Genomic DNA, 24,615 nt, shown 5'->3' with positions numbered 1-24,615 from the left:
TCGACAGGAGGGTGCGGATGGGCACGGCCACGGTGATCGCGGCACGCGACGGGGATCAGAGGGCGCTCGACGCGCTGGTCGCCGAGTACCTGCCGCTGATCTACAACATCGTGGGGCGGGCGTTGCAGGGCCACGCCGACGTCGACGACGTGGTGCAGGAGACCATGCTGCGCATCGTCGACGGCCTGCCGCGGCTGCGCGAGCCGGACAGCTTCCGGTCGTGGGCCGTCGCCATCGCGATGCACCAGGTCCGGGACCGCCACCGCCGGCAGACCCAGGCGCCGCTGGTCGGCGACTGGGCCGACCCGACCGACACCGCGGACCCCGGCGCCGACTTCGCCGACCTGGCGATCACCCGGCTGCGGCTGTCCGGCCAGCGGCAGGAGGTCGCCGAGGCGACCCGGTGGCTCGACCACGACGACCGGGAGCTGCTGTCGCTGTGGTGGCTGGAGGCCGCCGGCCAGCTGGAGCGCGACGAGGTCGTCGACGCGCTGCGGATCACCAGGCAGCACGCGGCGGTGCGGATCCAGCGGATGAAGGCGCAGCTGGACGCGGCCCGCGCGGTGGTGCGGGCGCTGGCCGCGCGCCCCCGCTGCCCCGAGCTGCAGGCCATCGTCACCAGCTGGGACGGGCGGCCGAGCGCCCTGTGGCGCAAGCGGCTGGCCCGGCACACCCGGGAGTGCCAGCGCTGCGACCGGGCGTGGATGGACATGGTGGCCGCGGAGCGCCTGCTCGCCGGCATCTCGCTGGTGCCGGTGCCGTTCGTGTTCAGCGCGGCCGCGGCGAAGACCGGCGCGATCGCGACCACCGCGATCTCCGCGAAGGGGCTCAAGGGCCTGCTCCTGGGCTGGTTCGGGGCGGCGAAACCGGCCCTGGCGGGGGTCGCCGCCACCGTCGCCATCGCCGGGGCGGCCGGCGCCGTCTACGTGACCACCCAGGGCGAGCAGCGGCCGGCCGTGGTGTCGCAGCCGGGCGGGTCGCCGACCGCGCAGCCGAGCGCGAGCGGCGCGCCCAGCAGCGCACCGCCGTCCAGCCCGGCACCGAGCAGGACCAGCAGCGCGCCGGTGGCGCTGCCGCCGGCGGTGAAGAGCCCGAAGAAGGGGGTCAGCACCAACGGCAAGGTGACCTTCAACCAGGCGGCGGTCAAGGACATGAAGGCCGGCTGGTACTACAACTGGTCGCCGAGCCCGAGCTTCGGCGCGACCAGCGGGGTCGAGTTCGTGCCGATGGTGTGGGGCACCGCGAACGTCGACGCCGACGTGGCCAAGGCCAAGGCCAACGGCAAGGTGCTGCTCGGCTTCAACGAGCCGGACCTGAAGGAACAGTCGAACATGAGCCCGGAGCAGGTCCTCGACCTGTGGCCGAAGCTGCAGGCGTCCGGCCTGCGCCTGGGCAGCCCGGCGGTCGCGTACGGCGGCGACACCGCCGGCGGCTGGCTCGACCGGTTCATGAGCGGAGCGAAGGCGCGCGGCTACCGGGTCGACTTCATCGCGCTGCACTGGTACGGCGGCGACTTCGGGCCCGACGCGCCCAACCAGCTCAAGCGCTACCTGCAGAACGTGTACAACCGGTACAAACTACCCATCTGGCTGACCGAGTACGCCTTGATGCGGTTCGACAACGGCACCGTCTACCCGAGCACGGACCAGCAGGTCAGCTTCGTGAAGAGCTCGACGGCGATGCTCGAGGGCCTGTCCTTCGTGGAGCGGTACGCCTGGTTCATCCTGTACAGCTCCAAAGCGGGCGACACCGGCCTCTACAGCAACGGCACCACCCCGACCGGGGTCGGTGCCGCCTATCGCGCAGCAGGAGGATGATCATGGACGCGAGATCGGGTGGCGCCGCCACACTGCTCGGTGCGCTCAACGACGCCTGTGAGGATTTCCAGCGGTACGGCCAGCAGGTGGCCGCGACGCACGGCCCCATCCACTGGGAGCTGATCGGGCGGATCGGGCCGGGCGAGGCGCCGTTCGCGCTCGTCGGGGTGGTGTTGCGTTACGACCGGACCACCGTCGACCTGGGCGTCGACCTGTGGGTGCGCGACGGCGCGTTCGAGGTCAGCGGCTACGGCACGGTCGACGGCCGGCGCCTGCTCGTCGACCTGCCCGACGTGCTGACCGACGACCTCGACGAGGCGATCGACGTGCTGCGGGAGTACACGCGCCGCCTGTGCTCCTACCGCAACGTGCTGGACGACGTGGCGTAACGCCCGGCCGCGCCGCCGCAGGTGCGCGGCGAGGGTGAGCAGCCCGACCGCCGTGGTCGCCGCGCCGCAGACGACGAACGTGGCCGACGCCCCGGCCGCCTGCACCAACGGCGCGCCCAGCAGCGTGCCCAGCGGCGTGGCCACGACGAGCACGGCCCCGCGGGCGGCGAGCACCGGCGGCAGCTGCCCGGCCGGCACCGTGCGCTGAAACAGCGACATGCTGGTCGTCGGGTACGGGGCCCACGCGAGCCCGGCCAGCGCGAGCGTGATCATGTGCGCCCACAGCGGCAGCGGCAGCCCGAGCGGCATGACCAGCAGCCCGAAGCCGATCACGACGCCCATCATGGTCCGCCACAGCGGCAGGCGGCGCAGGTGGCCGGTGACGACCGCGCCGGCGACCGCGCCGACGCCGAACGCGGTGTACACCAGCCCGATCTCGTCCACGGACGACACGAACAGCGGCATCGCGACCGGCAGCGGGCCGAACAGCAGGAAGAACCAGAACGTCAGCACCATCGGCCGCCGCAGCCGCGGGTCGCGGCGGATCGCCGCGAAGCCCTCGCTGCGCCCGTCGGCCGGCACGGCGGTCGGCGTCTCCGACCTGATCTGCAGGAACGACACGGCGAGCACGGCGAACGTGGCGGCGTCGACGGCCAGGACCGCCGGCGCGCCGAGGACCGCGATCAGCAGGCCCGCGATCGCCGGGCCGGCCACCGTCGAGGCCTCGGCGATGACCGTGAGCAGCGCGTTCGCCGGCAGGTGCAGCGCGGCGGGCAGCACCTGGGCGATGACGGTGTACCGGCCGGCCGACCCCCACGCCGACAGCAGCGCGGACAGGGCGAGCAGCAGCACGTACCGGACGATCGACAGGCCGCCGCAGGACGACAGCAGCGCGATGCCGCCGAGGAACACCGCCCGCAGCGCACCGTCCCACGCGACGAGCTGGGCCGCGCCCCGCCGCCGCAGCAGCGGCCCGAACGCGACCGCGCCGACCGCGCCGGGCAGCGCGTACGCGGCGATGGCCAGCCCGACCCACAGCCCCCGCGCGCCCGGCGGCGCCAGCTGCAGCGCCAGCCAGCCGACGGCGACCGAGCTCATCCCGTCGCCCAGCGCCGAGAGCACCAGCCCTGGCAGGACCCGGTTGAACACCGGATGCCGGACGACCGGTCGATAGGGAGACATCGAATTGATTCTCGCCTATCTGACGGGCATCCTCCAAGCCGCGGCCGCGACGGCCCTACACGCCGCCGGGGCGCAGCCTGGGCAGGCGGGTGTCGACGTCCGGCACCGAGTAGCCCAGCGCCCGCAGCCGGCTCGACACCTCCTCGATCGGTTTGCGGATCTTCTGCGCTGCGGCGAGGAGGTGGTTGAGCGGCACGGGCTGACCCGCGTCCAGCCACGGCCGGGAGCCGTCCAGGTCCGTGCTGGCCAGCAGCAGGTCGTTGGGCTTCACCGAGTCGACCTGGATGCTGCTGAGGTCGACGTCGACGTTGTACCCCAGCGTCTCCAGCCGCGCGGCGATCTCGTGCACCGGCCGGCGGACCCGCCGCGCGGCCTGCAACAGGTGCGGCAGCGGCACCTGCTCGTCCAGGTCCAGCCAGGGCTGCGACCCGTCCAGGTCCCGGCTGGTGATCAGCAGGTCGTCGGGCTCCACCTGGTCCAGCGACGGGCCGCCGCCGTGCAGGCTCACCGCGTAGCCGAGGAACGTCAGCCGGGCCGCGATGTCGTGCACGCTGCGCCGGGTCCGCTGCGCCGCCCGCAGGATGCGGATCGTCGGCACCGGCTTCATCGGGTCCAGCCACGGGTCCGAGCCGTCGAGGTCCTCACTGGTGATGGTCAGGTCGTCGGGCTCCAGGTGGTCGATCAGGATCGCGTCGGGATCGACGTCGACGCGGTACCCGCACGCCGCGAGCCGTGCCGCCACGTCACCGATCTCCCGGCCGGTCGCCTCCGTCGCCCGCAGCAGGTGGATCAGCGGCACCGGCCGCGACGAGTCCAGCCACGGCTGCGAGCTGTCCAGGTCCCGGCTCGCCAGCTGCAGGTCCTCCGGCTCCAGCTTGACCACCTCGAGCGCGTCCAGGAGCTCGGGAAGGGTGAAGCCGAAGCTGCGCAGCCGCGCCACCACCTCGGCCACCGGCCGGCCGGTCCGCTCGGCGGCGCGCAGCACGTGCACCGGCGCCACCTCCTCCGACAGGTCCAGCCACGGCGACGTACTGTCCAGGTCCCGGGAGATGAGGACCAGGTCGTCCGACTCGACCGTCAGCGACTCCCAGCCCGGCTCCAGCGGGTAGCCCAGCAGCGCCAGCCGCGCCGCCGTCTCGTCGGCCGGCAGGTCGACCTTGTGCGCGGCGCGCAGCACGTGCAGCCGCGTCACCGGCTCCCGCGGGTCCAGCCACGGGTGCGAGCCGTCGAGGTCCCGGCTGGCGATCGTCAGGTCCTTCGGGCCGAACTGCTCGATCGGCAGCATGTCCACGTCGACGTCCACGTCGAAGCCCAGCTGCCGCAGCCGGGCGACGATCTCCTGGATCGGCCGGCCCGTCTTGTGTGCCGCCCGCAGCAGGTGTACGAGGTGCACCGGCTGGTCCGGGTGCATCCACGGCCGGGTGCCGTCCACGTCGCGGCTGGTGAAGATCAGGTCGTCGGGGTCGACGCCGACCTGCGCGGCGCCCACCGACGGCTCGTAGCCGAGCTGGTCGAGCCGGGCCGCGATCTCCGGCGCGCTGCGGCCGGTCTTGCGCGCGGCCCGCACCAGGTGCACCAGCGGCACGATGTCGACCGGGTCCAGCCACGGGCCGGTGCCGTCGACGTCCACGCTGAGCAGCAGCGCGTCCGACGGCCGGGACCGCAGCGCGCGCTTCCAGTCCGCGCCGGGCTTGAGCACCTTGCGGTAGCGCCCGCCGGCCGCCAGGGCCGTCAGCCGCCACTCGACCAGCTCGTCCGGCCCGCCGACCGGCCCGTCGTTGGCCACGAAACAGCCGGTGACCGCGGCGTCGACGGTCTCGCCGTCCATGTCCCACTTGCCGTGGCCGCGCTCGATCGCCTGCTCGAAGATCAGGTCCGCGACCAGCGGGCGGATCGGCGCCAGCCGGCACAGCCACTCGTAGCCCAGCAGCGTGGTGCCCGGTGCGGTGAGCGCCGGCACCGCCTCCCACAGCAGCCGGTCGACGTCGTCCTCCCGGTACGCGAGGATCTTCGTCCGGTCGACCGACAGCCGCGGCGCGAGGTCCCGGTTGAGGTTGACCACCGCGCCGAAGATCTCCTTGCCGGCGTAGAGGCCGTCGGCGAGCAGCGCGCCGGTGCCCTTGCACCACCACACCCGCGACCCCTCGGCCGCGACCACTCCGGCGCCGACCCCCTCCTCGTCCTCGTCCTCGTCGTCGTCGAGCGCGGTGGCCGCCTCCGACAGCTGCCCGGGCGCCCACTGCTGGGTCTCCACGCCGTCGGTCGCGTCGGTGGCGAACTCGGCCACCCACAGCAGCTTGCGCAGCTCCTCGACGGACGCCACGGTCACCCCGTCGCGCAGGTGCAGCCGCACCGTCGTGCCCGACTCCGTGCCCGGCCCGAGGTCCTGGATCCGGAACAGGCTGCCCGGACCCGCGATCGACACCCGCAGCCGCTCACCCGCCTGCCCGTCGCGGCCCATCCGGCACGTCTCGACCGTCAGCTCGTCGGCGAGCATGAAGTAGCTCAGGACACCGATGCCGAACCGGCTGTTGGGGAACAGCTGCACCGGCGGGTCGAGCCGGGCCCACTCCGCCTGCTCCTCCAGGAACTCCGGCAGGTCGGCGAGGCGCACACCGGCCTGCGAGAACACCTCGCTCAGCTCCCGTACGCCCATGCCGATGCCGTTGTCCGCGCAGTCCAGGTACGGCCGGCCGGACTCGTCGACCCCCTGCACGAAGCGGATCCGGCCGTCCCACGGCAGCGTCTCACCCGTGGTCCGGGTCAGGTACTCCGTGCGCGCCTCGCGGTACCGGCACGCGTCCAGGGCGTTCTGGTACAGCTCGCGGATCGCCAGGGCCGGGTCGCCGTACAGCTGCTCACCCATCAGCAGCTCGCGGATCCGGTCCTCGGCCAGCCGGAACCGGACCCCGGCCGACTGGTAGGCCGGGACGCCGTCGACGACCGCCGGGCGCACCTCGTCGGTGGCCGCGCGGTTCGGCAGGTGGCGCAGCGCGATGAGGGAGTCGTCCCGGGCGGCCGCCCGCTGCGCCTCGGCGAGCAGCTGGTTCAGCGTCTCGATGTGGACCCGCAGCGCCACCTCGATCGACGGGTGCGCGCAGTCCGCGTCGAGCACCAGCGTGGCGCCGCGCAGGTCCCACCGGGCCGCGTGCACCGTGTCGATGACCTGCCGCGGCGTGACCGGGTCGCCGATGCCGAGGTGCTCGCCGATGACCTCGGGCAGCACCGTCGCCTCGATCGCCAGCCACCGGGCGATCGTCAGCAGGAACGCGACCAGCCGCTCGCGCGTGCCGTGCCGGTCCTGCGACACCAGCGACTCCGGCCGGTCGTGCCGGTTCAGGAACGCGGGGTCGGCGCGGATCGCCCGCAGCAGCTCGGCCAGGCGCTTCTGCGGCTCGTCGTCCAGCGCGCTCTTCAGGTCCTGCGTCTGCCCCTCCGGCCCGCGGATCAGCGCCTCGATCGTCGCCGGCTGGTACGCCGCGGGCCGCCGGCCGATCCACCGGTGCAGCAGCCACCAGCCCAGCTCCGCGGCGGCCTCCCGCCGGCCCGCCCGGATCGCGGCGAGCGCGCGGCGGTGCGGCTGGGCGTAGGTCTGGGCGAACCGCTCGAACGCGGCCCGGTCGCTGGAGGCGTCCTGCGACGGCTCGAGGTCACCCGGCTGCACCCCGCGCTCGGCCGCGGCGATGCCCGCCCACAGCGCGTCGTGCAGGAAGGGCGTCGTCACCAGCAGCGCCGCCTCCGCCCCGCTGAACCGCACGTCGTCGGGCAGGAACCCGATCAGGCTCGCCACCTGCTCCGACATCCGCCGCGCGAAGTCCGTGTCCTGCCACGGGTCGGCCGGCTCGGTGGCGAGCGTGGCCGCCGCCCGCGTCCTGGCCTCGGCGAGCTGGCGCACGAGCGTCACCGCGCGGTCGCGATGTGACGCTGCGTCGGTCACCCGGCCCCACACCGTGTGCTGTGCCGCGAACGTTTCCCAGCCGTCAGGAGCCATGCGGGAAAACTTACCGGCCAATGGCAACGGACCGCTCCTGTTGGGGCCGAACGGCCGGTCGCGCGTCCTTGCTCGCGCAGGCTACGGTGCAGCGGGCAAGGATGGCCGCTGGAAGGAGCACTTCGGGTATGTCCGCCGTTGACGACGGCAACGAGCAGGAGCAGCAGCCGGGCGCAACGCCGCGGCGTGCGGACCGGAGGGCTCGGCACCGCGTCCCGCCGACGGCCTCCGCCACCGCGAAGGTCCCCCTCCTGCCCGAGCCGTTCAACCCGGCGAAGCCGACGTTCCCGGCAGGTGCGGCGATTCCCCGCCAGCGCCGCGGCGGCCCGACCGCGATCGCGACCGCCTCGATCCCGGCCGTGCCCGTCACGGACGACGAGCCGGACTTCTTCGCCGGCTTCGACTCCTCCGACGATGCCGCCGACGCGGCGGTGGACGATGCCGGCGCCGTGGACGCCGCCGCCGAGGACGACCCCTTCGACTCGGAGGATCCGGCGACGGTCGGCACGCTCGCCGGCGAGATGCGGGCGAGCACGGCCGAGTCGCCCGTCGTGGACGCTGCGCCGGTGGCGCTGTCCGTCGAGGCACCCGCCCTGCTGGATCCGGCCGACTTCACCGCTCCCGCCGTGGCGGCTCCGGTCGTCGCGTCCGTGCCCGTCGTCGCCGAGCCGCTCGCCGAGCCCGCCGCCGAGCGCATCGTCCAGCCCGCCGCCGAGCCCTTCGCCGTGCCCTCTGCCGAGACCGTCGTCGAGCCCGCCGCTGAGCCCTCTGCCGAGCCTGCCGTCGAGCCTTTGGGCACCGGGCCCCTCGGCGCCGCCGAGCCGGTCGTCGCGCCGCAGCCGGTCGGGGTGGCGCAGCCGGTCGGGGTGGCGCAGGTCGTGGTGGCCGCCGACGACTCGCCGACCGTCGCCGACTACGTGCCGCCGGCCGTCGCCATCGTCACCGACGACCCCGTCGACGAGGACGGCCCCGACTACCGCGGCGCCCGGCGCCGGGCCGCCGCGTGGCGCCGCTACCCGGTCGGCGCGGTCGCCGTGGCCGTGCTGATCCTGCTCGTCACCGGCGCCGTCGTCCTCCAGCTGGTCCGCAGCACCGGCAGCACGCCGGCCCCGGCGTCCGCGGACGCCAGCCCGCAGCGGTTCCCCGGGGTGAACGGCCTGCCCGAGCTGACCAGGGACGCCGGCTCGCCGTCACCGTCCGGCGGCGCGGCCTCGGCGAGCGCGTCGCCGAGCCGGTCGAGGTCCTCGGCTCCGGCCGCCCCGCCGCCGAGCGCCTCGGCGTCCCCGTCGAAGTCCGCCAGCTCCCCGGCGCCGCCGCCCGGGCTCAGCGGCCAGCTGCGCGGCGTCGGCTCGAGCAAGTGCCTGGAGTACCGCGCCGGCGAGGCCAACCGTGCCGTCATCGACAACTGCGACCCCCGCGGCACGGGCCGCTCCAACCAGCGCTGGGCGTTCCAGGCCGACGGCACCGTCCGCGCCGACGGCGGCTGCCTCGACGTGCAGAACGCCGGCACCGCCAACCAGACCCCGGTGCGCCTCTTCACCTGCAACGGCACCCCCGCCCAGCGCTGGACGCTGCGCGGCGACGGCACCCTGCAGAACGTGAACTCCAAGCGGTGCCTCGACGTCCAGAACGGCGCCACCGGCGCCGGCAGCCCGGTCATCATCTGGGACTGCACCGCCGCCCCGAACCAGAAGTGGACCGTCCAGGCCTACTGACCGCGACGGTCCCGCCCGGTGGCGCCGCGATGCCGCCCGCCGCGCGCGGGGGGTCGGATCAGGCGGCCTCGGTGAGCGGGGTGACCGGCATGGCGTCGAGGGCGCCGCGGAGGTCCTGGGTGCGGTCCGGGTCCGAGGGGACCGTGACGGTCGTGTCCACGGCGGCGCGGGGCTCGGCGGCGCGGGTGTTCTTCGTGCGCTGCTGCGGCACGCGGCGCTTCTTGCGGGTGATCGTGGAGGCGACGATCGCCGACTGGCGGGCGGCGTCGAGGGTGTTGCGCAGGTCGGCGGCCTCGGCGGCGACCTCCGCGGCCTCCTGGACCAGGGCGTGCGCGGCGACGACCGCCACGTCGGCGGCCTTGACGGCGGCGCGCTCGGCCGCCGCGGCGGCGTCGTACAGGCGGCGGGCCCGGCTCTCGGCGGAGCGGCGCAGCTCGATCTCGCGGGCCTGCAGCTCGTGCAGCGGGTCCCAGCCGGAGGCGCCGCGGAAGACCGACTCGAGGGCGTCGACGGTGATGTCGCCGCGCTTGAAGGCGGCCAGGGCGGCCCGGGAGATCTCGCGCTTGTCGTCCTCCTCCGCGTCGGTCGGGGCGTCCGGGTCGATGGCGGAGGCGGCGCGCAGGGCCTCCTCGTAGGCCTTCTGGGCGACGTCGAACGTGGCCCAGGCGACCTCGCGGGCCTGCTGCGCGGCGAGGGCGCGGGCCTGGGCCTCGACGACCTCCAGCTCGGCGCGCTTGGCGGCGGCGGCGGTCGCGGCGGCCTGGCGGATCAGCTCGCCGGCCTCGACGCGCAGGCGGGCCCGCTCGGCGGGGCTGAGGCTGGCGTCGGCCTCGGCGACCTCGGCGCGATGCTCGGCCCGGTTGATGCGGTGCAGGCTCCAGCGGGACAGGATCGCGGCGAAGATGATGAACAGGACGATGACGCCCATCAGTGCGGCCCACAGCACGAGCGCGCCGGTGACGGGGTCGAGACCCAGGATGCCCCGGCCGCCGTCGAGGGTCCAGGGCAGGCCGTCCTCCGCGGGTGAACCCAGCGTGTCGGGTGCGGAAAGAGCCACGGCGCGACCTCCGGCTGTGCGTGTCGCTACAGCGTAATGGCGATGCGCCAAACCCGGGTCCCATCGAAGGGTGACAATTCGATGAAAAGCCGGACACGGATTGTCGCGGCCACTCGGAAAAGCGCCGGTCAGCTGGGGTGACGTCGCCTCAAACGGTGATGATCATCACGAGCCCCGCCGGTATCTGTCACCAGAACGTGATCGTGAACGGCAATTCAGGTGTCCCGCCGCCGGGGGATCGCTAGCGTGCGCTCCATGTGCTTGCGTGTCGTGCTTTCGCCGCCCATCCGCTAGCGGGCAGGCGAACGAAACAATCCCCGGTCAACGTCCCGGGGCGATGACGGCTGCCCGCGTTTCGTGAAGGTGTCTATTCTCACGACAATTCGGGAGTCAAGTACAAATGGGACATAATGCAATCCTGTCCGTCGGGCGGGGGTTGTGCTTCATCGCGTTCGCGGCCGTCGCGTGGGGCGTCGGAGGGTTCGTCGCGGCCGTCCTGTACGACCACAGCGGCCTGGGCCCGGTCGCGGTCACGTTCTGGCGGTACCTCGGCGGCCTGCTGCTGCTCGTGGCCCTGCGCCCGCTCGGCAGGCGGGACGGTGACACCCCGCGCGGCTGGGGCCGGCTGGTGCTCAACGGCCTGGGCATGGCGCTCTACCAGACGACCTACTACGTGGCGATCGACCTGGCCGGCGTCGCCGTCGCCACGGTCGTGGTCCTCGGGTCCGGGCCGGTGCTGGTCGCCCTCGGCGCGCGGCTCTTCCTCGGTGAGCGGCTCGGCCGCGCCGGCGCCGCGATCATGGCGGTGTCGCTGGCCGGTCTGGTGCTGCTGACGGGGGCGTCCGGCGGGGGCCGCAGCCCGCTGCAGGGGCTCGCCGTGGCACTGGTGTCCGCGGCCGGGTACGCCGCCGTCACGCTGCTCAACCGGGCCGCGACGGACGACCCGTACGACTCGGCGCTCGGCGGTTTCGCGGTCGGTTCCGTGGCCCTGCTGCCGCTCGCCCTGGCCGAGGGGCTGCTGCCCACCCGGGGCGGCGCCGGCGAGACGATCGGGCTGCTGGCGTTCCTCGGCGCGGTGCCGACCGCCCTGGCCTACGCGCTGTTCTTCGCCGGCCTCACCGTGGTCAGGGCCACGACCGCGGCGGTCGTGGCCCTGGTCGAACCGGTCGCCGCGGTCGCCCTCGGCGTCGTGGTCCTGCACGAGCCGCTGACCGGGTGGTCAGCGGCCGGCGCGGGACTGCTGTTGCTCTCCGTGCTGATGTTGACCTTCGCCGAGGGCCGGCGGGTGCGGCAGGACCGCACCGCACCGGCCGCCACCGGAGGCCGGCTGGTGCGGGACGACCGCACCGCACCGGCCACCGGCGCGGGTCAGCGGGTGCGGCGCAGCCGCACGACCGCGGTGACCGCGAACGCGCCCGCCGCGACCGCCGCGGCGAGCCCCCACCACCACAGGTGCGAGGAGGACCGCGGCGCCGGCGGCGCCGATCTGGACACGGGCGGCGGCGGTGACTGCGCGGCCCTGGCCTCCACCACCGACGTGGCCTTGACCGGGTCCGCACCCGGACCGGCGACCACGACGGTCCACGTGCCCGGTGCGAGGACCGGGCCCGAGGTGTAGAAGCCACGGCCCTCCGCCGCGGGGTTGAGCTGCAGGGGACCGACCGTCCGGCCGCCTTCCGCCGTGGCGGTCAGCACCAGCCGGAGGTCGCCCTCGGCGGGGCGGCCGTCCGCGCCGAACGCGCGGACGGTCACCCCCTCGGCGCCGTCCCCGGCGACCTCAAGGGTGAGGTCGCCGGGGGCGAGCCCCAGCATCGTGAATGCCAGGATCGCGACGAGAAACTTCACAGTTTGCCGTTCTTCTTCAACCGGTTCGGGTCCTCGTCGAGCCGGCCGGTGCCCTTCAGGGACTTGCCGGCGTTGGCGTTCAGGCCGGCGTTGTTCGGCGGCGTGCCGCCGAGCCGCACCGTCATCGCGTCCGCGTCGCGGATGAGGGTGTCCCGGACCTCCACCTCGGGGACGAGCTTGGCGGTCAGCAGGCTACGGAAGGTCGCGAGCTCCTTCAGGGCCTTCGTGTCGTTGCCGCTCGCCTCGGCCTTGCGGGCCTTGGCGAGCTGGTCGGACAGCTGCGTGTACGCCTTGTTCGTCAGCCGGCTCGTCGCCTTGAACCGGTCGAGGAGGTTCTGCATGTCCCGGAACGACGTGGTGACGAAGAACCGGACCGTGCTGGTGGTGGCGTTGCCGGCGTTGTCGGTGCCGACCACGACCAGCTCGTGCATGCCGAGGTCGAGCTCGTACATGGCCTGCAGCGTGCCGGTCTGGTAGGCGCCGCCGTCCAGCGAGCCGGTGACCGACCGGATGCCGGAGACCGGGTCGATGGCCTGCCAGGTGACGCGGACGTCCTGGCTGTCGCCGTAGAGCTGGCCGTCGGCGAGGCCGGCGACGATGACCGTCGGCGCGGTGCCGTCGATCTTCAGGATCGCCGACTTGAGCGTCTCGGTGTTGCCGGCCCCGTCGGTGGCCTTGTAGAGCAGCTCGTGCTGGCCGTCACCGGTCACGTTGACCGGCGTCGTGTACGGCGTCCACGGGCCGCCGTCCAGCGACCACTCGATCTTCGCCACGCCGGCGCCGGCGTCGGTGGCGGCGAGCGTCACCGGGGTGGCGCCGTTGTGCCAGCCGGCGTCGCTCGCCGGTGCGAACGCCGCCGTGGTGACCGGCGCGGTCGCGTCGATCTTCACGGTCGCCGTCTGCACGGCGGCGACGTTGCCCGCCTTGTCCGAGGCCCGGAACTTGACGGTGTGCGTGCCGTCACCGCTGATCGCCACCGGTGCGGTGTAGGCCGTCCAGGTGCTGTCGGCGTCGAGCTGGTACTCGACCTTGTCGACGCCCGAACCGCCCGCGTTGTCGGTCGCCGCGAGGGTCACGGTGACCGGGCCGGTGTACCAGCCGGCCGTCGGCGGGACGTCCGAGGAGACGGTGGACGTCACCGTCGGCGCGGTCGTGTCCGCCGCGGCGGTGCTGAGGTGGAAGTAGTCGAACGACGCCGGCTTCGACGCCGTCTGACCGGCGCCGAGGGTGTACAGACCCACCTTGATGCCGCTCGCCACCGCCGCGTTCGTGAGGGTCTCGAACGCGGTGTAGGTGACGCCGTCCGCCGAGTACGAGCCGGTGTAGACGTTGCCGGCCTTGGCCAGCCGCAGGTACCAGACCGAGCCGGTCAGGTTGCTCACCCCGGGCTGCGGGTTCTGCACGGCCCCGCCGATCTCGCTGCGGAACTCCAGGCGCCGCGAGACCGTCTGGCCGGCCTGGTTGTCGACGACGAAGTCGAGCTTGACGTAGTTGTCGTCGTCGGCGTACACGATCAGGCCGCCCTGCTGGTACTGCTCGTTGAACAGTGACCCGTCGACCTTCGTCTCGATCGTGAAGTCACCCGTGGGCGCCTTCTGCAGGATGAAGTTGGTCGGGTTGGTGTTGCCGGTGCCGTAGATGTCGCCGTTGGGGACGTCGATCTGCAGGGCACCGCCGGCGACCCGGTACTTCGTGGTGTCCTCCCGCACGATCGCGTTCCACCGGCAGTGGTCCAGCGTGGACCCGGTGAACTCGTCGTTCGGGGAGGCCCCGGTGGCCGGCTCATCGGGCGCGAGCTGGAAGTAGTCGAAGCTCGCGTTGACCACCGGCGCGGTGGTGCCGCCGTTGAGCGCGAACAGGCCGACCTTCGGGTTGGCGATGCCCGCGAGGGCCGCCGAGCGTCCGACCGGGACGAACGTGGTGCCGTCCGCCGAGTAGAACGCGGTCAGGTTGGTGCCGTCGGAGGCGATCCGCACGTAGTACGTGTCACCGGCCTGGGCGTTGATCGCGTCGGCGCTCTCGTTGCGCGGCGTGCCGGCGCTCTCCCGGATGAACTCCACCCGGCGGGAGCCGTTGTAGAGCAGATCGACCTTGGCGTAGTTGTCGTCGTCGCCGTAGACGATCAGGCCCGCCTGCTGGTAGTTCGCCGTGACCGGCAGCGTGACCTTCGTGGTCGCCTGCCACGCACCGGACGGGGCCGGCTGCAGCACCAGGTTGGTCGCGTCGTTGCGGGTGCTGTACAGGTCACCGGCGGCCGTCGGCAGGATCAGCGACCCGCCGGTGACGGAGAACGTCTGGTTCTCCCGCACGACCGTCCACCTCGTCCGGTCCAGGCTGGACCCGAGGAAGTCGTCGGAGCGCGCACCGAAGCACGACGTGTTCGCCGCCTCGACCCGCACGGACACACTGCTGTATCCCTTGGCGCCGCGGGCGTCCGTGACGGTCAGCGTCGCGGTGAACGTCCCCGGCGCGGTGTAGGTGTGGCTGGCGTTGGCCGTGGTGGCCGTGCCGCCGTCGCCGAAGTCCCACGCGTAGGTGAGCGGGGTGTCGCCCTCGGCGTCGGTCGCCGAGCCGGTGAACGCCACGTTGAACGGCGCCGTCCCGGTTGTCGGCGTGGCCGCCGCGGTGACCACCGGCGGCGCGTTGTCGGTGACGCCCCGGCCGATGAAGTCGACCCAGTTGATGTTGTACCCGGCGCCGGAACCGGTGGCGATGAAGTACAGCGGCCCGGACGAGGTGCTGGGCGTGACGTCGACCGTCAGGTCCACATAGGTCTGCCAGCCGCCGGTGCCGGGCACCGCGACCGACCCGACGATCGGCCCGTCCAGGGCGCCCGTGCGGATCTGGATCGTGCCGCCACTGGCGTTGTTGCTGGCGGCGCGGATGCGCAGCTGGCTGATGCCGGTGAGGTTGGCCGGCGCGAAGGAGAACCAGTCACCCTCCTCGACGAAGCCGATGTTCTGGAAGCCGCCCAGCGGGTCGCTGGTCGTCTCCGTCTGAACGCCCGGGTCGCCGCCGGCGGTCGAGCCGGGCACCCGCCCGGTGGCCGCGAAGTACTCGGCCTGCTTGCGCTTGGGCTGCAGCTGGACCAGCGAGCGCCCGGTCAGCGGGCCGGCACCGCCGGCGCCGCCATTGTCCACGTAGGACGCCTCGATGACGGCGAACACGTCGGCGTCGGCGCCGTGGCCGCTGGCCAGCGACGTCTGGACGGTGCCGCTGCAGCCGGTGTACTGGTTCAGCGGGTGGGCGTGCTCGTCGTGCCCGAGCAGGTACTGGACCTGCACCTTCGAGCAGTCGATGGTGCCGTCCTCGGGGTCGGTCACGGTCACGGTGAACTTGACCTGGTCGCCCCACTCGTAGAAGCCGCCGTCCGGCGGCAGCGTGATGGTGACCTTCGGGGCCGTGTTGCCGACGGTGACGGGCACGTTCGCCGTGGCGCTGCGCCCCTCGGAGTCGGTGACGGTCAGCTGGGCGGTGAAGTTGCCGTTCGTGGTGTACGTGTGCGTCGGGTTCGCCTCGGTGGAGGTCCCGCCGTCGCCGAACGACCAGGCGAAGGTGATCTCCTGCCCGTCCGGGTCGCGCGAACCGGCGCTGGAGAACTGCACCGCCAGGGGCGCGGTCCCGCTGGTCGGCGCGGCCGTGGCCTGCGCGATCGGGGCCCGGTCACCGGCGATGTAGTCGATGCGGTAGACGCCGGAGTCGTCGTTGTTGCCGCCGAAGCCGGTGCCCCACTCGATGAGGTAGAGCGAGCCGTCGGCGCCGAACTCCATGTCCATCGGGCGGATCGTGCTCATGCCGGCAAGTGCCCGGTTGATGTCCACGAGGGACTTACCGTCGGCGCTGACCTGCATCGTGTAGAGCTTGTTCTGGTTCCACTCGCCGAAGATGGCCTTGCCGTCGTAGTACGCCGGCCACTTGGTCGGCGAGGTGGAGGCGGCGTTGAAGCGGTAGACGGGGCCACCCATCGGCGCACCGCCGCCACCGATCTCGGGGAAGCGGGGGTTGCCGTCGTAGTCGTAGTCGACGGTGGCGGCGATGACCGGCGGCAGGTTCGTCAGGCCGGTGTTGTTGGGCGAGTCGTTGACCGGCGCGGCGCAGTCGAACGCCGGGCCGGACGGGCCGGACGGGAACGTGTAGTCGCGGTAGGGCACGTTCGCGCCGGTGCAGTACGGCCAGCCGTAGTTGCCCGGCTGCCCGACGATGTTCCACTCGACGGTGTTGCCGGGGCCGCGGTCCGGGCTCGCCTGGTTGGCGTCCGGGCCGTAGTCGCCGACGTAGAGCGTGTTCGTCTTCGGGTCGACGCCGATGCGGAACGGGTTGCGGAAGCCCATCGCGTAGATCTCGGGACGGGTCTTCGCGGTGCCGGCCGGGAACAGGTTGCCCGCCGGGACCGTGTAGGTGCCGTCGGCCTGCGGCTTGATCCGGATGACCTTGCCGCGCAGGTCGTTGGTGTTGGCGGAGGTGCGCTGCGAGTCGTAGTCCTGGCGCCCGGCGCGCTCGTCGAGCGGGGCGTAGCCGCCGGACTCGAACGGGTTGGTGTTGTCACCGGTGGCGAGGTACAGGTTGCCGGCGCTGTCGAACGTCATCGTGCCGCCGGCGTGGCAGCAGGTGTTGCGCTGGGTGTCGACCTGCAGCAGCTGCTTCTCGCTGCTCAGGTCCAGCGTGTCACCGACGGCCGTGAACCGGCTCAGCACGTTGCGGGGTCCGCCGCCGTTGGGCGCGTAGTACAGGTACACCCAGTGGTTCTGGGCGAAGCCCGGGTCGAGCGTGATGCCGAGCAGCCCGTCCTCGTTGCCGGTGAAGACCGGGATGGTCGCGGCGGTGACGGTCGTGTGCGTATCGGGCTTGACGATCTGCACCCGCCCGTCGCGCTCGATGTAGAAGACCCGGCCGTCGGGAGCGGGCGCGAGCTCCATCGGGTTGTTGGTGTTGCTGTCCAGCGTCACCTTCTCGAAGCCGCTGGTCAGCGAGGCGCTGCAGTCGGCCTTGAGCACGCCGGCGGCCGTCTCGATGCCGCCGAGCAGGTGCGACAGGAACAGCGGATCGGAGTAGGACTCCTGCGTGTGGCCGGCGCCCGTGTACCAGGAACGCCCGCCGTCGTAGTCGCGGCACCAGGCGAACGGGTGGTCCGCACCCATCGCCCCCGTCCCGGGCGTGTAGCTGGTCTCGTCCAGGCTGGCCAGGACGTGCACCTTGCTACGGGGGTTGGCGCGGAAGTTGTACCACTCGTCGTAGCGGCTCCACCGGTCCGGCAGGTCCTTTGTGGACGGGTGCGCCGGGTCCTCGACCTTGATGGTGGCCGTCTGCTGCGCCGGGTGGCTGGTGAAGTAGGCGCCGACGAGCTCGCCGTACCACGGCCAGTCGTACTCGGTGTCGCTCGCGGCGTGCACGCCGGCGTAACCGCCGCCGGCCTTGATGTACCGCTCGAAGGCGGCCTGCTGGTTGGCGTCGAGGACGTCACCGGTGGTGGACAGCCACACGACCACCTCGTACTTGGCGAGGTTGGCGTCGGTGAACGCGCCCGCGTCCTCCGTCGTGTCGACGGTGAAGCCGTTGGCGGCGCCGAGTTGCTGGATGGCGGTGATACCGGCGGGGATGGCGTCGTGACGGAACCCGGCGGTCTTGGAGAACACGAGCACGTCGAACGGTTCGACGGCCTGCGCCTGCGGGACGGCGGGTGCCTGGAGCGGGTTCTGGATCGGTGCGGCCAGGGCGGGGGTGGGAATGGTGACCGCCGCTGTCGCTGTGAGGGATATTGCGGCAAGGCTGAGTAGCGCGCGTGAAGCGCGCCGGCGGGTGGTGAACACGGAGCTCCTTGTGCGGGGTGGACACAGGACGCTGCGCGCAGCGGCTCGCCGAAAGACGCTGTGCGGAAAGGACCGGTCTTCTCCCGCCGAGGAGTCAACCGGTCCGTGCGTGGTTCGTTGTGTTACCTAACAAACTAACCGCGCTGGCAGTCCCGGTAAAGAGCCGTGTCCGGCTCAGGCGGGTTCGCGGTGATTGGTGCAGCCCGCGAACCCCGTCCCGGCCGCCTCGAGCCGCCGCAGCGCCGCCGCCGTGGCCGCGTCGCCCGGGGCGTAGACGATCATCCGGGCCTCCGGGGTGCCCGCGAGCTGCATGCTCTGCGTGGCCAGCCGCAGGTCGCCGAGGGTCCCGTGGCGGAAGATCTTCAACCGGCTGCCGGGCACCGCCACGTCGTGCGACTGCCACGCCGCGGCGAACGCGGGGCTGGCCGCGGACAGGTCGCGCACGAACCCCTCCCACGCCGGCTCGCCGAGGTGCCGGGCGAACGTGGCCCGCATCGTGGCCACCATCAGCGGCAGCTCCTCGGCGAGATTGACGAACGGCATGCAGCACTCGGGGGTGACGAAGAGGTGCCAGAGCGCGTTGCGCTCGCGGCCCGTGCGGCGCACCAGGTCGGCGAAGAGCCGGGCGTAGGGCGCGTTCCAGGCGAGCAGGTCGTAGCGGCCGTTGTACACGCACGCCGGCAGCGCCAGGCCGTCCAGGATCAGCTGGATCTGCGGTTCGAGCGGGCAGGCGGCCGGCTGGGGCGTGAAGGCCGGGACGTCGGCGAGCCGGTACAAATGCTCCCGCTCGGCCTCGTCGAGCCGCAGCGTGCGGGCGATCGCGTCGAGCACCTGGACGCTCGCGTTGATCGCCCGGCCCTGCTCCAGCCACGTGTACCAGGTGACGCCGACCCCGGCGAGCTGCGCCAGCTCCTCCCGCCGCAACCCGGGCGTCCGGCGCCGGAACCCGGGCGGCAGGCCGACGTCCGCGGGGGTGATCCGGGCCCGGCGGGAGCGCAGGAAGGCGGCCAGCTCGGCCCGGGACGTCGCGGTCACGCCCTCCATCGTCGCGCCGCCGCGCCGGTGCTGCCAGGTGCTGCCGGTACCAGGATGAGCGGGCTCTCGTTACCGGTGCCGGCGCCCGCGCAGGCTGCGGACATGACCGTTCTGACTGACCGGCCGCCGGTCGCACGGGCCGGCGGCGCGCTGCTGGCGACCGTCCTCGGCGGCCAGTTCATGGCCGTGCTCGACGTCTCGATCGTCAACGTCGCGGTGCCGTCGATCCGCGTCGACCTGCACGCGACCGGGGCCGGCCTGCAGCTCGTCGTCGCCGGCTACGCCATCTCGTACGCCGTGCTGCTCGTCACCGGCGCCCGCCTCGGCGACCGGCACGGCCACGGCCGCGCGTTCCAGGCGGGGCTGGCCGCGTTCACCGCCGCGTCCCTGCTGTGCGGGCTCGCCCCGTCGACCGGCGCGCTGATCGCCTGCCGCCTGCTGCAGGGCGCCGGCGCGGCCCTGATGGTGCCGCAGGTGTTCAGCATCATCCAGCGGGCCTTCACCGGCCCGGCCCGCACCCGGGCGCTGGGCCTCTACGGCGCGGTCCTCGCCGGCGCGGCCGTCGCCGGGCAGGCCCTCGGCGGCTTCCTCACCGACGCGGACCTGCTAGGCACCGGCTGGCGGCCGGTCTTCCTGGTCAACGTCCCGGTCGGGCTGGCCCTGCTGCTGCTCGGCCGCCGGCACCTGCCCGCCGACCGTGGCTCGCGGGCCCGCACCCTGGACCCGCTCGGCGTGGCCACCCTCGCCGCCGCGGTGCTGGCGCTGGTCCTGCCGCTGGTCCTGGGGCACGAGGCGGGCTGGCCGTGGTGGACCTGGGCGAGCCTCGCCGCGGCCGGCGCGCTCTTCGGCGCCTTCGCCGCGGTGCAGCGGCGCGGCCCGGCGCCGCTCATCTCGGGCCTGGTGCTGCGCTCGCCGGGGCTGGTCCCCGCCTGCCTGGCGATCCTGGCCGTGATGGCCTCCTACGCCGGGTTCCTGTTCACGCTCGGCCTACACACCCAGCGCGACCTCGGCTACAGCCCGGCCCGGGCCGGCCTGGTGCTGGTGCCGGCCGCGGTCGGCTTCGCCGTGAGCAGCCTCAACTGGCGCCGCCTGCCCGCGCACTGGCACCGCCGGGTCATCCCGGCCGCCCTGCTCGTCGTCACCGCCGGCTACGCCCTCATGGCGTGGACGATCCGGGACGACCGGCCGCTGGGCCCGGCGTACCTGGCCGCGAGCGCGGTGTACGGCCTGGCGCTGGGCGCCGCGTTCAGCCCGCTCATCGGCGTCGCCCTGGCCCACGTCCCGCCCGCGGTCGCCGCCGACGCCAGCGGCGTGGTCGCCACCGTCACCCAGCTCGCCGCCGTCCTCGGCGTGGCCACCTTCGGCACGGTGTACCTTTCGCTCGCGCCGGCACCGTCGGCGGCCGCGGTCACCGACGCCACGCTGTGCGTCGCGTCGCTGCTGGCCGCCGCCGCGACCCTGGCCGTGCGCCGGCCCCGGTGACCGGTGGCGGGTGGCCTGGCGGATGAGGGCCTGGGGGATCGGCACGCCGAAGTCTTGAAGGACGAGCGTGCGGTACCGCAGCATGGACTGCATGGGTGAGCTTGTGGCGCTGCCCAAGTCGGGCGACGTGTTCGAGGATGTGCGGGGCGACGACCGCACCATGCGGGTGACCTGTCACCCGATGCGCGGCACCGTGGTCGTGTCGCTGTGGGTGGACAAGATCTGCCGGGCGTCCTTTCAGCTGGCCGAGGGCGACCTGCCACGCCTGCGGGCCGCCCTGGACGGGATGGAGTTCAACGAACCGCCGATGGTGGTCCGGGACGAGAGCGCCTGACCGCCGGTCCGGTCGACCCCGATCGGGCCGGACCAGCCGCGCCTGGTGAACCAGGCGGGCAGCGGGACCCGGTCCCAGGGGACCCGCTGCAGGACGCGGTCCAGCACCAAGCCGAGGCAGATGGCGGCGAGCCCGTCGGTGAGCCAGTGGAAGCTCAGGTACGTCGTGGTGAACAGCACGATCGCCGGGGCGCCGTAGCGGATGGCGCGCAGGTGGCCGGGGCGCAGCAGGCCGCCGAGGAGGATGGCGAGCACGCCGTACCAGACGATCGCGTTGACCACGTGGCCCGACGGGTACGACATCCCGGTCGGGACGTGGAACAGATACTCGGGGTGGGCGACCTTGTGGTCGCTGGCCGCGGTGCGGTCGGTCCAGATCTTCAGCGGGCCGATCGTCAGGTACGTGATGACGAAGCCGCCGATGACCGGCAGCGCGGGGCGCACGGAGTGGGTGCGCCAGCCGACGAACGCCGCGGTCAGCACGGCGAGGGGGGTCAGGACCTGGCCGCCCTGGCCGAGGTAGTTGAACCCGCGGGCGGTCCAGTACGCCCACGCGGGGCGGTGCGCGTCGACGAGGTCGCGCACGGCGAGGTCCACCGACAGCACCGGGGTGCGCAGCGCCAGGGCGAGCGTGACCGCCGCGAAGAGTGCCAGGAGCACCAGGTCGAACCACAGGGCCGGGCGCACGTTCCGCATCCGGAAAACGCTACCCGACCCTGGGAAATGTCCTTCACAGGAGCTTTACAACAGGCCCCGGATGTCCGCGGCGATGTGGTCCATGCGGACGCCGGAGTTGGGGCAGCCGCCGAAGTGGTGCAGGGCGATGACCTTGTTGGTGCGCCGCGAGATGACGGGCGAGCCGGACGAGCCGCCGTCGGTGTCGCAGTAGTACGACATGTCGGTGTCGACGTCGTAGCCGTCGTAGGCGGGGTTCGCCACGGCGCAGTTGCCGCTGCGCTCGCTGGTGTCGTGGGTGGTGATGACGGTCGGCATGCCACGCGGGTGCTGCGGGATGTAGAGCTCCTCGCCGCGGACCGGGGCGCGGTCGTCCAGCTGCAGGTAGCCGAAGCGGGCGATCGCGTCGAAGTTGCGGACCGTGAACAGCGTGTAGTCCAGCACGTCGTGGGTGGCGATGACCTGGTCGGCCATCACCTTCACAGGGCGCAGGGTGGGACCGCCGCCGCACTGCGCGCACTCGTAGTTGAACCAGACCTCGGTGTTGCGCGCCTCGCGGGTGGTGGTGAAGCAGTGGGCGTTGGTCATCATGCGGTTGTTCGGGCCGAGCCGCCACGCGGTGCACAGCTCCACGCCGTTGATGAGGATGCGGGCGACGGGCTTGGCGTTGGCGTACGCGACGGGGTCGGCCGACTTGTAGCAGACCGCGTCCTGCTTCTCGTCGTGGCCGCAGATGCTCTCCGCGTGCCGCTGCGCCGCGGCGGCGGCCTTGCGCCTGGCCTCGGCCTCGGCCCGCTCGGTCGGCGTCTGGCCGCGGGCGACCCGGTCGACGGTGACGCCGAGGCCGGCGAGCTTCGAGCGGATCCCGAGCCGGTCGGCCCCGGCCCGCTCGACGCTGACCGTGGCCGACTCCCCGGAGACCGACATCGTCCAGTTGTCCGCGTCGCGCAGCTGTGCGGCGGTGTACCGGTGGATCTCGCCGCCGCTCGCGTCGGACACCGTGACGGTGTCGCCGGGGTCGAGCTGGAGCCGGGAGAAGTGCACCTTCACGTAGTCGGCGCCGGGGTAGCGCAACGTCGTGGCGCGCTCGAGGACGCCGCCGGTGACGGCCTCCAGGATCCCGGCCGGCTCGGGGGCCGGCTCGTCGTGCGCGGGCGCCGCCCACGCCGACGCCGGCGGTCGTGCGGGCTTGAACGATGTCGCCGCGGCGACACCTGCCCCGGTGAGCGCGACGACGGCGCACACCCCGGTCGCCAGCAGAGCGTATGAGCGCATGAGCGCATTCCTCCCGATGGTCCGCATGAAGGAACCGCCCGGACTGTTAGGGGTAAATCGGGCGATCCGCCTCATTCAACGACGGATCCCGGGCCGAGGAGGCGGGAACTCAGGGAGTTGGGTCGACCGTGCCGCCGGTCTGCGCCAAAAGGTTGCCCAGACCCAGCCGGGTCGCCACCACGATGAGCAGGTCGCCCTCGCACAGCACGTAGCTGGCCGGCGGGCCCCAGACGGTCTGCCGGCCGCCGGCGGTGGTGACCGCGAGGACCCGGACCTCGCCGACGTCCTGCGCGGTGCCGACCTGGCCGCCGTCGAGGTCGGAGCCGGCGACGACGGGCACCTCGGCGAGCAGCAGCACCTTGCGGTCGACCGGGATCGTGCCGATCACCTCGCGCTCCAGCAGCGCCGCGGCGAACGCGGGCGCGGCCAGGTACGACACGCTGCGCGACGCGGTGATGCCGAACGCCCGCTGCACCCGGTCGGCGAACGCGCCGTCGAACAGGCGCAGCACGACCCGCAGGTCGGGCTTGAGCTCCCGCCCTTCCAGGGCCGCCTCCAGGTTGGCCTGGTCGTCGGTGGAGACCACCACCAGTGCCCGGCTGGTGTCGACCGACGCGGCCCGCAGCGTGGCGATCCGGCTGGCGTCGCCGACGATGAACGGCACGCCCCGGTCCCGGGCGGACTGGGCGCCCCGGGCGTTCTCGTTGCGGTCGATGACGACGACCGGCACGCCCAGGTCGACGAACGCGTGCATGACCCGGGTGCCGACGTTGCCGAGGCCGACCAGCACCACGTGGTCCGACAGCGGCTCGCGCAGCCGGCCCAGCGCGATGGCCAGCTTTGCGTTGACGACCGCCTCGACCACCGCGGCGGTGACGACCGGGATCAGCGCGATGCTGACCAGGCTGAGCAGGACCGTGACGACCTTCTCCGGCCAGCGCGCCTGCAGGTCGGGCCCGGCGCCGACGAGCTCGGACAGCAGCGTCACGTACGCGGCGTCCCACCAGGAGATCTGCTTGTAGTGCGCGATGATCGCGGTGCCGGCGGCGAGCAGGCCGATCATGATCATCGCGGTGGTCCAGAGCCGCCGGCCGACGAGCCCGCGGTACGCCCGCCACGGGTTGCGCAGCCAGCGCCAGCGGCGTCGCCGGCGGCGCCGCGCCGGCGTGACGTCCGGGCCGTCCTCGCGGGCCACGACGGTGCTGACCGGCTCGCCGGTCGCGACGGCCAGGACCAGGTCGGCGGCGGCCTGATCGGCCGGCAGCAGCACCGGCTCCCCGTCGCCGGCGGTCACCGCTAGGCCGCAGATCACGTCCTCGGCGCGCACCTCGGAGCGCCGGGCCACGAAGAGGGTGCGCCGCGCGACGCGGACGTGCACCGGCGCGACCTCGCCGAGCGCCTCCGACACGAACGCGGGCGCCGCCATCTGCGCGTCGGACAGCACGCGGGCGTCGGCGAAGTTGCGCCGGACGCTCTGCCCGAGGCGCAGGTTGAACATCCGGATGACCAGCCGCAGCCCGGGGTTGACCTCCTGGGCCTGCAGCGCCGCGTCGAGGTTGCCGATGTCGTCCTGCCTGACCAGCGCGAGGGCGTCGGCCTCGGCGAGCCCGGCCAGCTCGAACGCGTCACGGTCGGCGTTGGCCGCCTCGACGACCCGGCCGCCGCGCTCGCGCAGCAGGCGGGCGATGTCGGGCCCGTGCCGCCGGTCGACGCTGGGCAGGATCGCGGTGACGTGCACCCCGTACTGGTGGATCAGCTCCTCGATCAGGCGATACGCCAGCGGGTCGTCACCCCAGACGACGATGCGTTTCGTGGCGGCCGGCCGGGGCGTGCGGTGGGGTGCGTCGGCGGGCTCCAGCGACCACGGACGGGTGATGGCTTGCGCTCGCGGAAGGCCGCTGCGGAGCCGGCGCATCAACCAGGATTCGGACTCCACACCGCCGATCCTAGCGATGATCACCACCCTTCGATGTCCCGGTCGATCGGCGACAGGCGCGTCACTTTGTCCGGGT

Annotated in this window: 13 protein-coding genes; 5 read left to right on the top strand and 8 right to left on the bottom strand. The window is 73.2% G+C overall.

The genetic code is table 11. From position 1 onward, the window contains the following. Nucleotides 1–17: 17 nt before the first annotated feature. Nucleotides 18–1,817: a sigma-70 family RNA polymerase sigma factor gene (locus tag OP18_RS36090; protein WP_033363585.1), complete on the top strand. Its 1,800-nt coding sequence runs from the start codon at nucleotides 18–20 to the stop codon at nucleotides 1,815–1,817. On the opposite strand, the gene OP18_RS36085 is transcribed toward OP18_RS36090, so the two are convergent. Together OP18_RS36085 and OP18_RS53540 are read right to left on the bottom strand one after the other, a co-directional pair. Continuing rightward, complete coding sequence (locus tag OP18_RS36085) at nucleotides 1,796–3,388, bottom strand: MFS transporter (protein WP_156090034.1); 1,593 nt, start codon at nucleotides 3,386–3,388, stop codon at nucleotides 1,796–1,798. The two genes, OP18_RS36090 and OP18_RS36085, sit on opposite strands and share 22 nt — an antisense overlap. A gap of 55 nt (nucleotides 3,389–3,443) precedes the next feature. Further along, a complete protein-coding gene (locus OP18_RS53540; protein ID WP_156090033.1) occupies nucleotides 3,444–7,379 on the bottom strand; it encodes a wHTH domain-containing protein in 3,936 nt (1,311 codons plus the stop codon). A gap of 128 nt (nucleotides 7,380–7,507) precedes the next feature. Between OP18_RS53540 and OP18_RS36075 the strand changes: the two genes are divergently transcribed. Beyond that, a complete protein-coding gene (locus OP18_RS36075) occupies nucleotides 7,508–9,094 on the top strand; it encodes a ricin-type beta-trefoil lectin domain protein (RefSeq protein WP_033363584.1) in 1,587 nt (528 codons plus the stop codon). Nucleotides 9,095–9,152: 58 nt separating this feature from the next. Here the strand turns inward: OP18_RS36075 and OP18_RS36070 are convergent, their stop codons facing one another. Continuing rightward, nucleotides 9,153–10,151, bottom strand: a complete 999-nt coding sequence (locus OP18_RS36070; protein WP_033363583.1) for a hypothetical protein — start codon at nucleotides 10,149–10,151, stop codon at nucleotides 9,153–9,155. A gap of 400 nt (nucleotides 10,152–10,551) precedes the next feature. Here OP18_RS36070 and OP18_RS36065 point away from each other — a divergent pair, with 400 nt between their 5' ends. Further along, nucleotides 10,552–11,769, top strand: a complete 1,218-nt coding sequence (locus tag OP18_RS36065) for a DMT family transporter (RefSeq protein ID WP_081971393.1) — start codon at nucleotides 10,552–10,554, stop codon at nucleotides 11,767–11,769. Between the two features lie 223 nt (nucleotides 11,770–11,992). On the opposite strand, the gene OP18_RS36060 is transcribed toward OP18_RS36065, so the two are convergent. Both OP18_RS36060 and OP18_RS36055 read right to left on the bottom strand, forming a co-directional pair. Continuing rightward, nucleotides 11,993–17,803 (bottom strand): ThuA domain-containing protein, encoded by a 5,811-nt coding sequence (locus OP18_RS36060; protein WP_033363582.1) that lies wholly within the window; start codon nucleotides 17,801–17,803, stop codon nucleotides 11,993–11,995. A gap of 174 nt (nucleotides 17,804–17,977) precedes the next feature. After that, the gene (locus tag OP18_RS36055; protein WP_063745682.1) at nucleotides 17,978–18,838 is read right to left on the bottom strand and encodes a helix-turn-helix transcriptional regulator; all 861 of its coding nucleotides are present in this window, start codon (nucleotides 18,836–18,838) and stop codon (nucleotides 17,978–17,980) included. A gap of 102 nt (nucleotides 18,839–18,940) precedes the next feature. Between OP18_RS36055 and OP18_RS36050 the strand changes: the two genes are divergently transcribed. Then, entirely contained in the window at nucleotides 18,941–20,320 is a 1,380-nt protein-coding gene (locus OP18_RS36050) for an MFS transporter (protein ID WP_033363581.1), read from the top strand. Between the two features lie 91 nt (nucleotides 20,321–20,411). Then, nucleotides 20,412–20,654: a hypothetical protein gene (locus tag OP18_RS57910; RefSeq protein ID WP_156090032.1), complete on the top strand. Its 243-nt coding sequence runs from the start codon at nucleotides 20,412–20,414 to the stop codon at nucleotides 20,652–20,654. On the opposite strand, the gene OP18_RS36045 is transcribed toward OP18_RS57910, so the two are convergent. From OP18_RS36045 to OP18_RS36035, 3 genes are all read right to left on the bottom strand, one after another. Continuing rightward, complete coding sequence (locus OP18_RS36045) at nucleotides 20,558–21,349, bottom strand: phosphatase PAP2 family protein (RefSeq protein ID WP_063745681.1); 792 nt, start codon at nucleotides 21,347–21,349, stop codon at nucleotides 20,558–20,560. The genes OP18_RS57910 and OP18_RS36045 overlap by 97 nt on opposite strands. Before the next feature lie 45 nt (nucleotides 21,350–21,394). After that, nucleotides 21,395–22,603, bottom strand: a complete 1,209-nt coding sequence (locus tag OP18_RS36040; protein WP_033363580.1) for a trypsin-like serine peptidase — start codon at nucleotides 22,601–22,603, stop codon at nucleotides 21,395–21,397. Nucleotides 22,604–22,712: 109 nt separating this feature from the next. Then, complete coding sequence (locus tag OP18_RS36035; RefSeq protein WP_245635637.1) at nucleotides 22,713–24,539, bottom strand: NAD-binding protein; 1,827 nt, start codon at nucleotides 24,537–24,539, stop codon at nucleotides 22,713–22,715. Nucleotides 24,540–24,615: the final 76 nt, after the last annotated feature.

The sequence above is a fragment of the Dactylosporangium aurantiacum genome (genome assembly GCF_000716715.1).
Taxonomy (GTDB): domain Bacteria; phylum Actinomycetota; class Actinomycetes; order Mycobacteriales; family Micromonosporaceae; genus Dactylosporangium; species Dactylosporangium aurantiacum.
The sequence above is the reverse complement of the archived record's forward strand: the minus strand, read 5'-3'. Positions and strand labels throughout refer to the sequence as shown.

Bases quoted from the DNA above. Each gene is read 5' to 3' on its own strand.
- OP18_RS36090 (WP_033363585.1), top strand. From the start codon at position 18: ATGGGCACGGCCACGGTGATCGCGGCACGCGACGGGGATCAGAGGGCG.
- OP18_RS36065 (WP_081971393.1), top strand. From the start codon at position 10,552: ATGGGACATAATGCAATCCTGTCCGTCGGGCGGGGGTTGTGCTTCATC.
- OP18_RS36045 (WP_063745681.1), bottom strand. From the start codon at position 21,349: ATGCGGAACGTGCGCCCGGCCCTGTGGTTCGACCTGGTGCTCCTGGCA.
- OP18_RS36040 (WP_033363580.1), bottom strand. From the start codon at position 22,603: ATGCGCTCATACGCTCTGCTGGCGACCGGGGTGTGCGCCGTCGTCGCG.
- OP18_RS36050 (WP_033363581.1), top strand. From the start codon at position 18,941: ATGACCGTTCTGACTGACCGGCCGCCGGTCGCACGGGCCGGCGGCGCG.
- OP18_RS36085 (WP_156090034.1), bottom strand. From the start codon at position 3,388: ATGTCTCCCTATCGACCGGTCGTCCGGCATCCGGTGTTCAACCGGGTC.
- OP18_RS53540 (WP_156090033.1), bottom strand. From the start codon at position 7,379: ATGGCTCCTGACGGCTGGGAAACGTTCGCGGCACAGCACACGGTGTGG.
- OP18_RS36075 (WP_033363584.1), top strand. From the start codon at position 7,508: ATGTCCGCCGTTGACGACGGCAACGAGCAGGAGCAGCAGCCGGGCGCA.
- OP18_RS57910 (WP_156090032.1), top strand. From the start codon at position 20,412: ATGGGTGAGCTTGTGGCGCTGCCCAAGTCGGGCGACGTGTTCGAGGAT.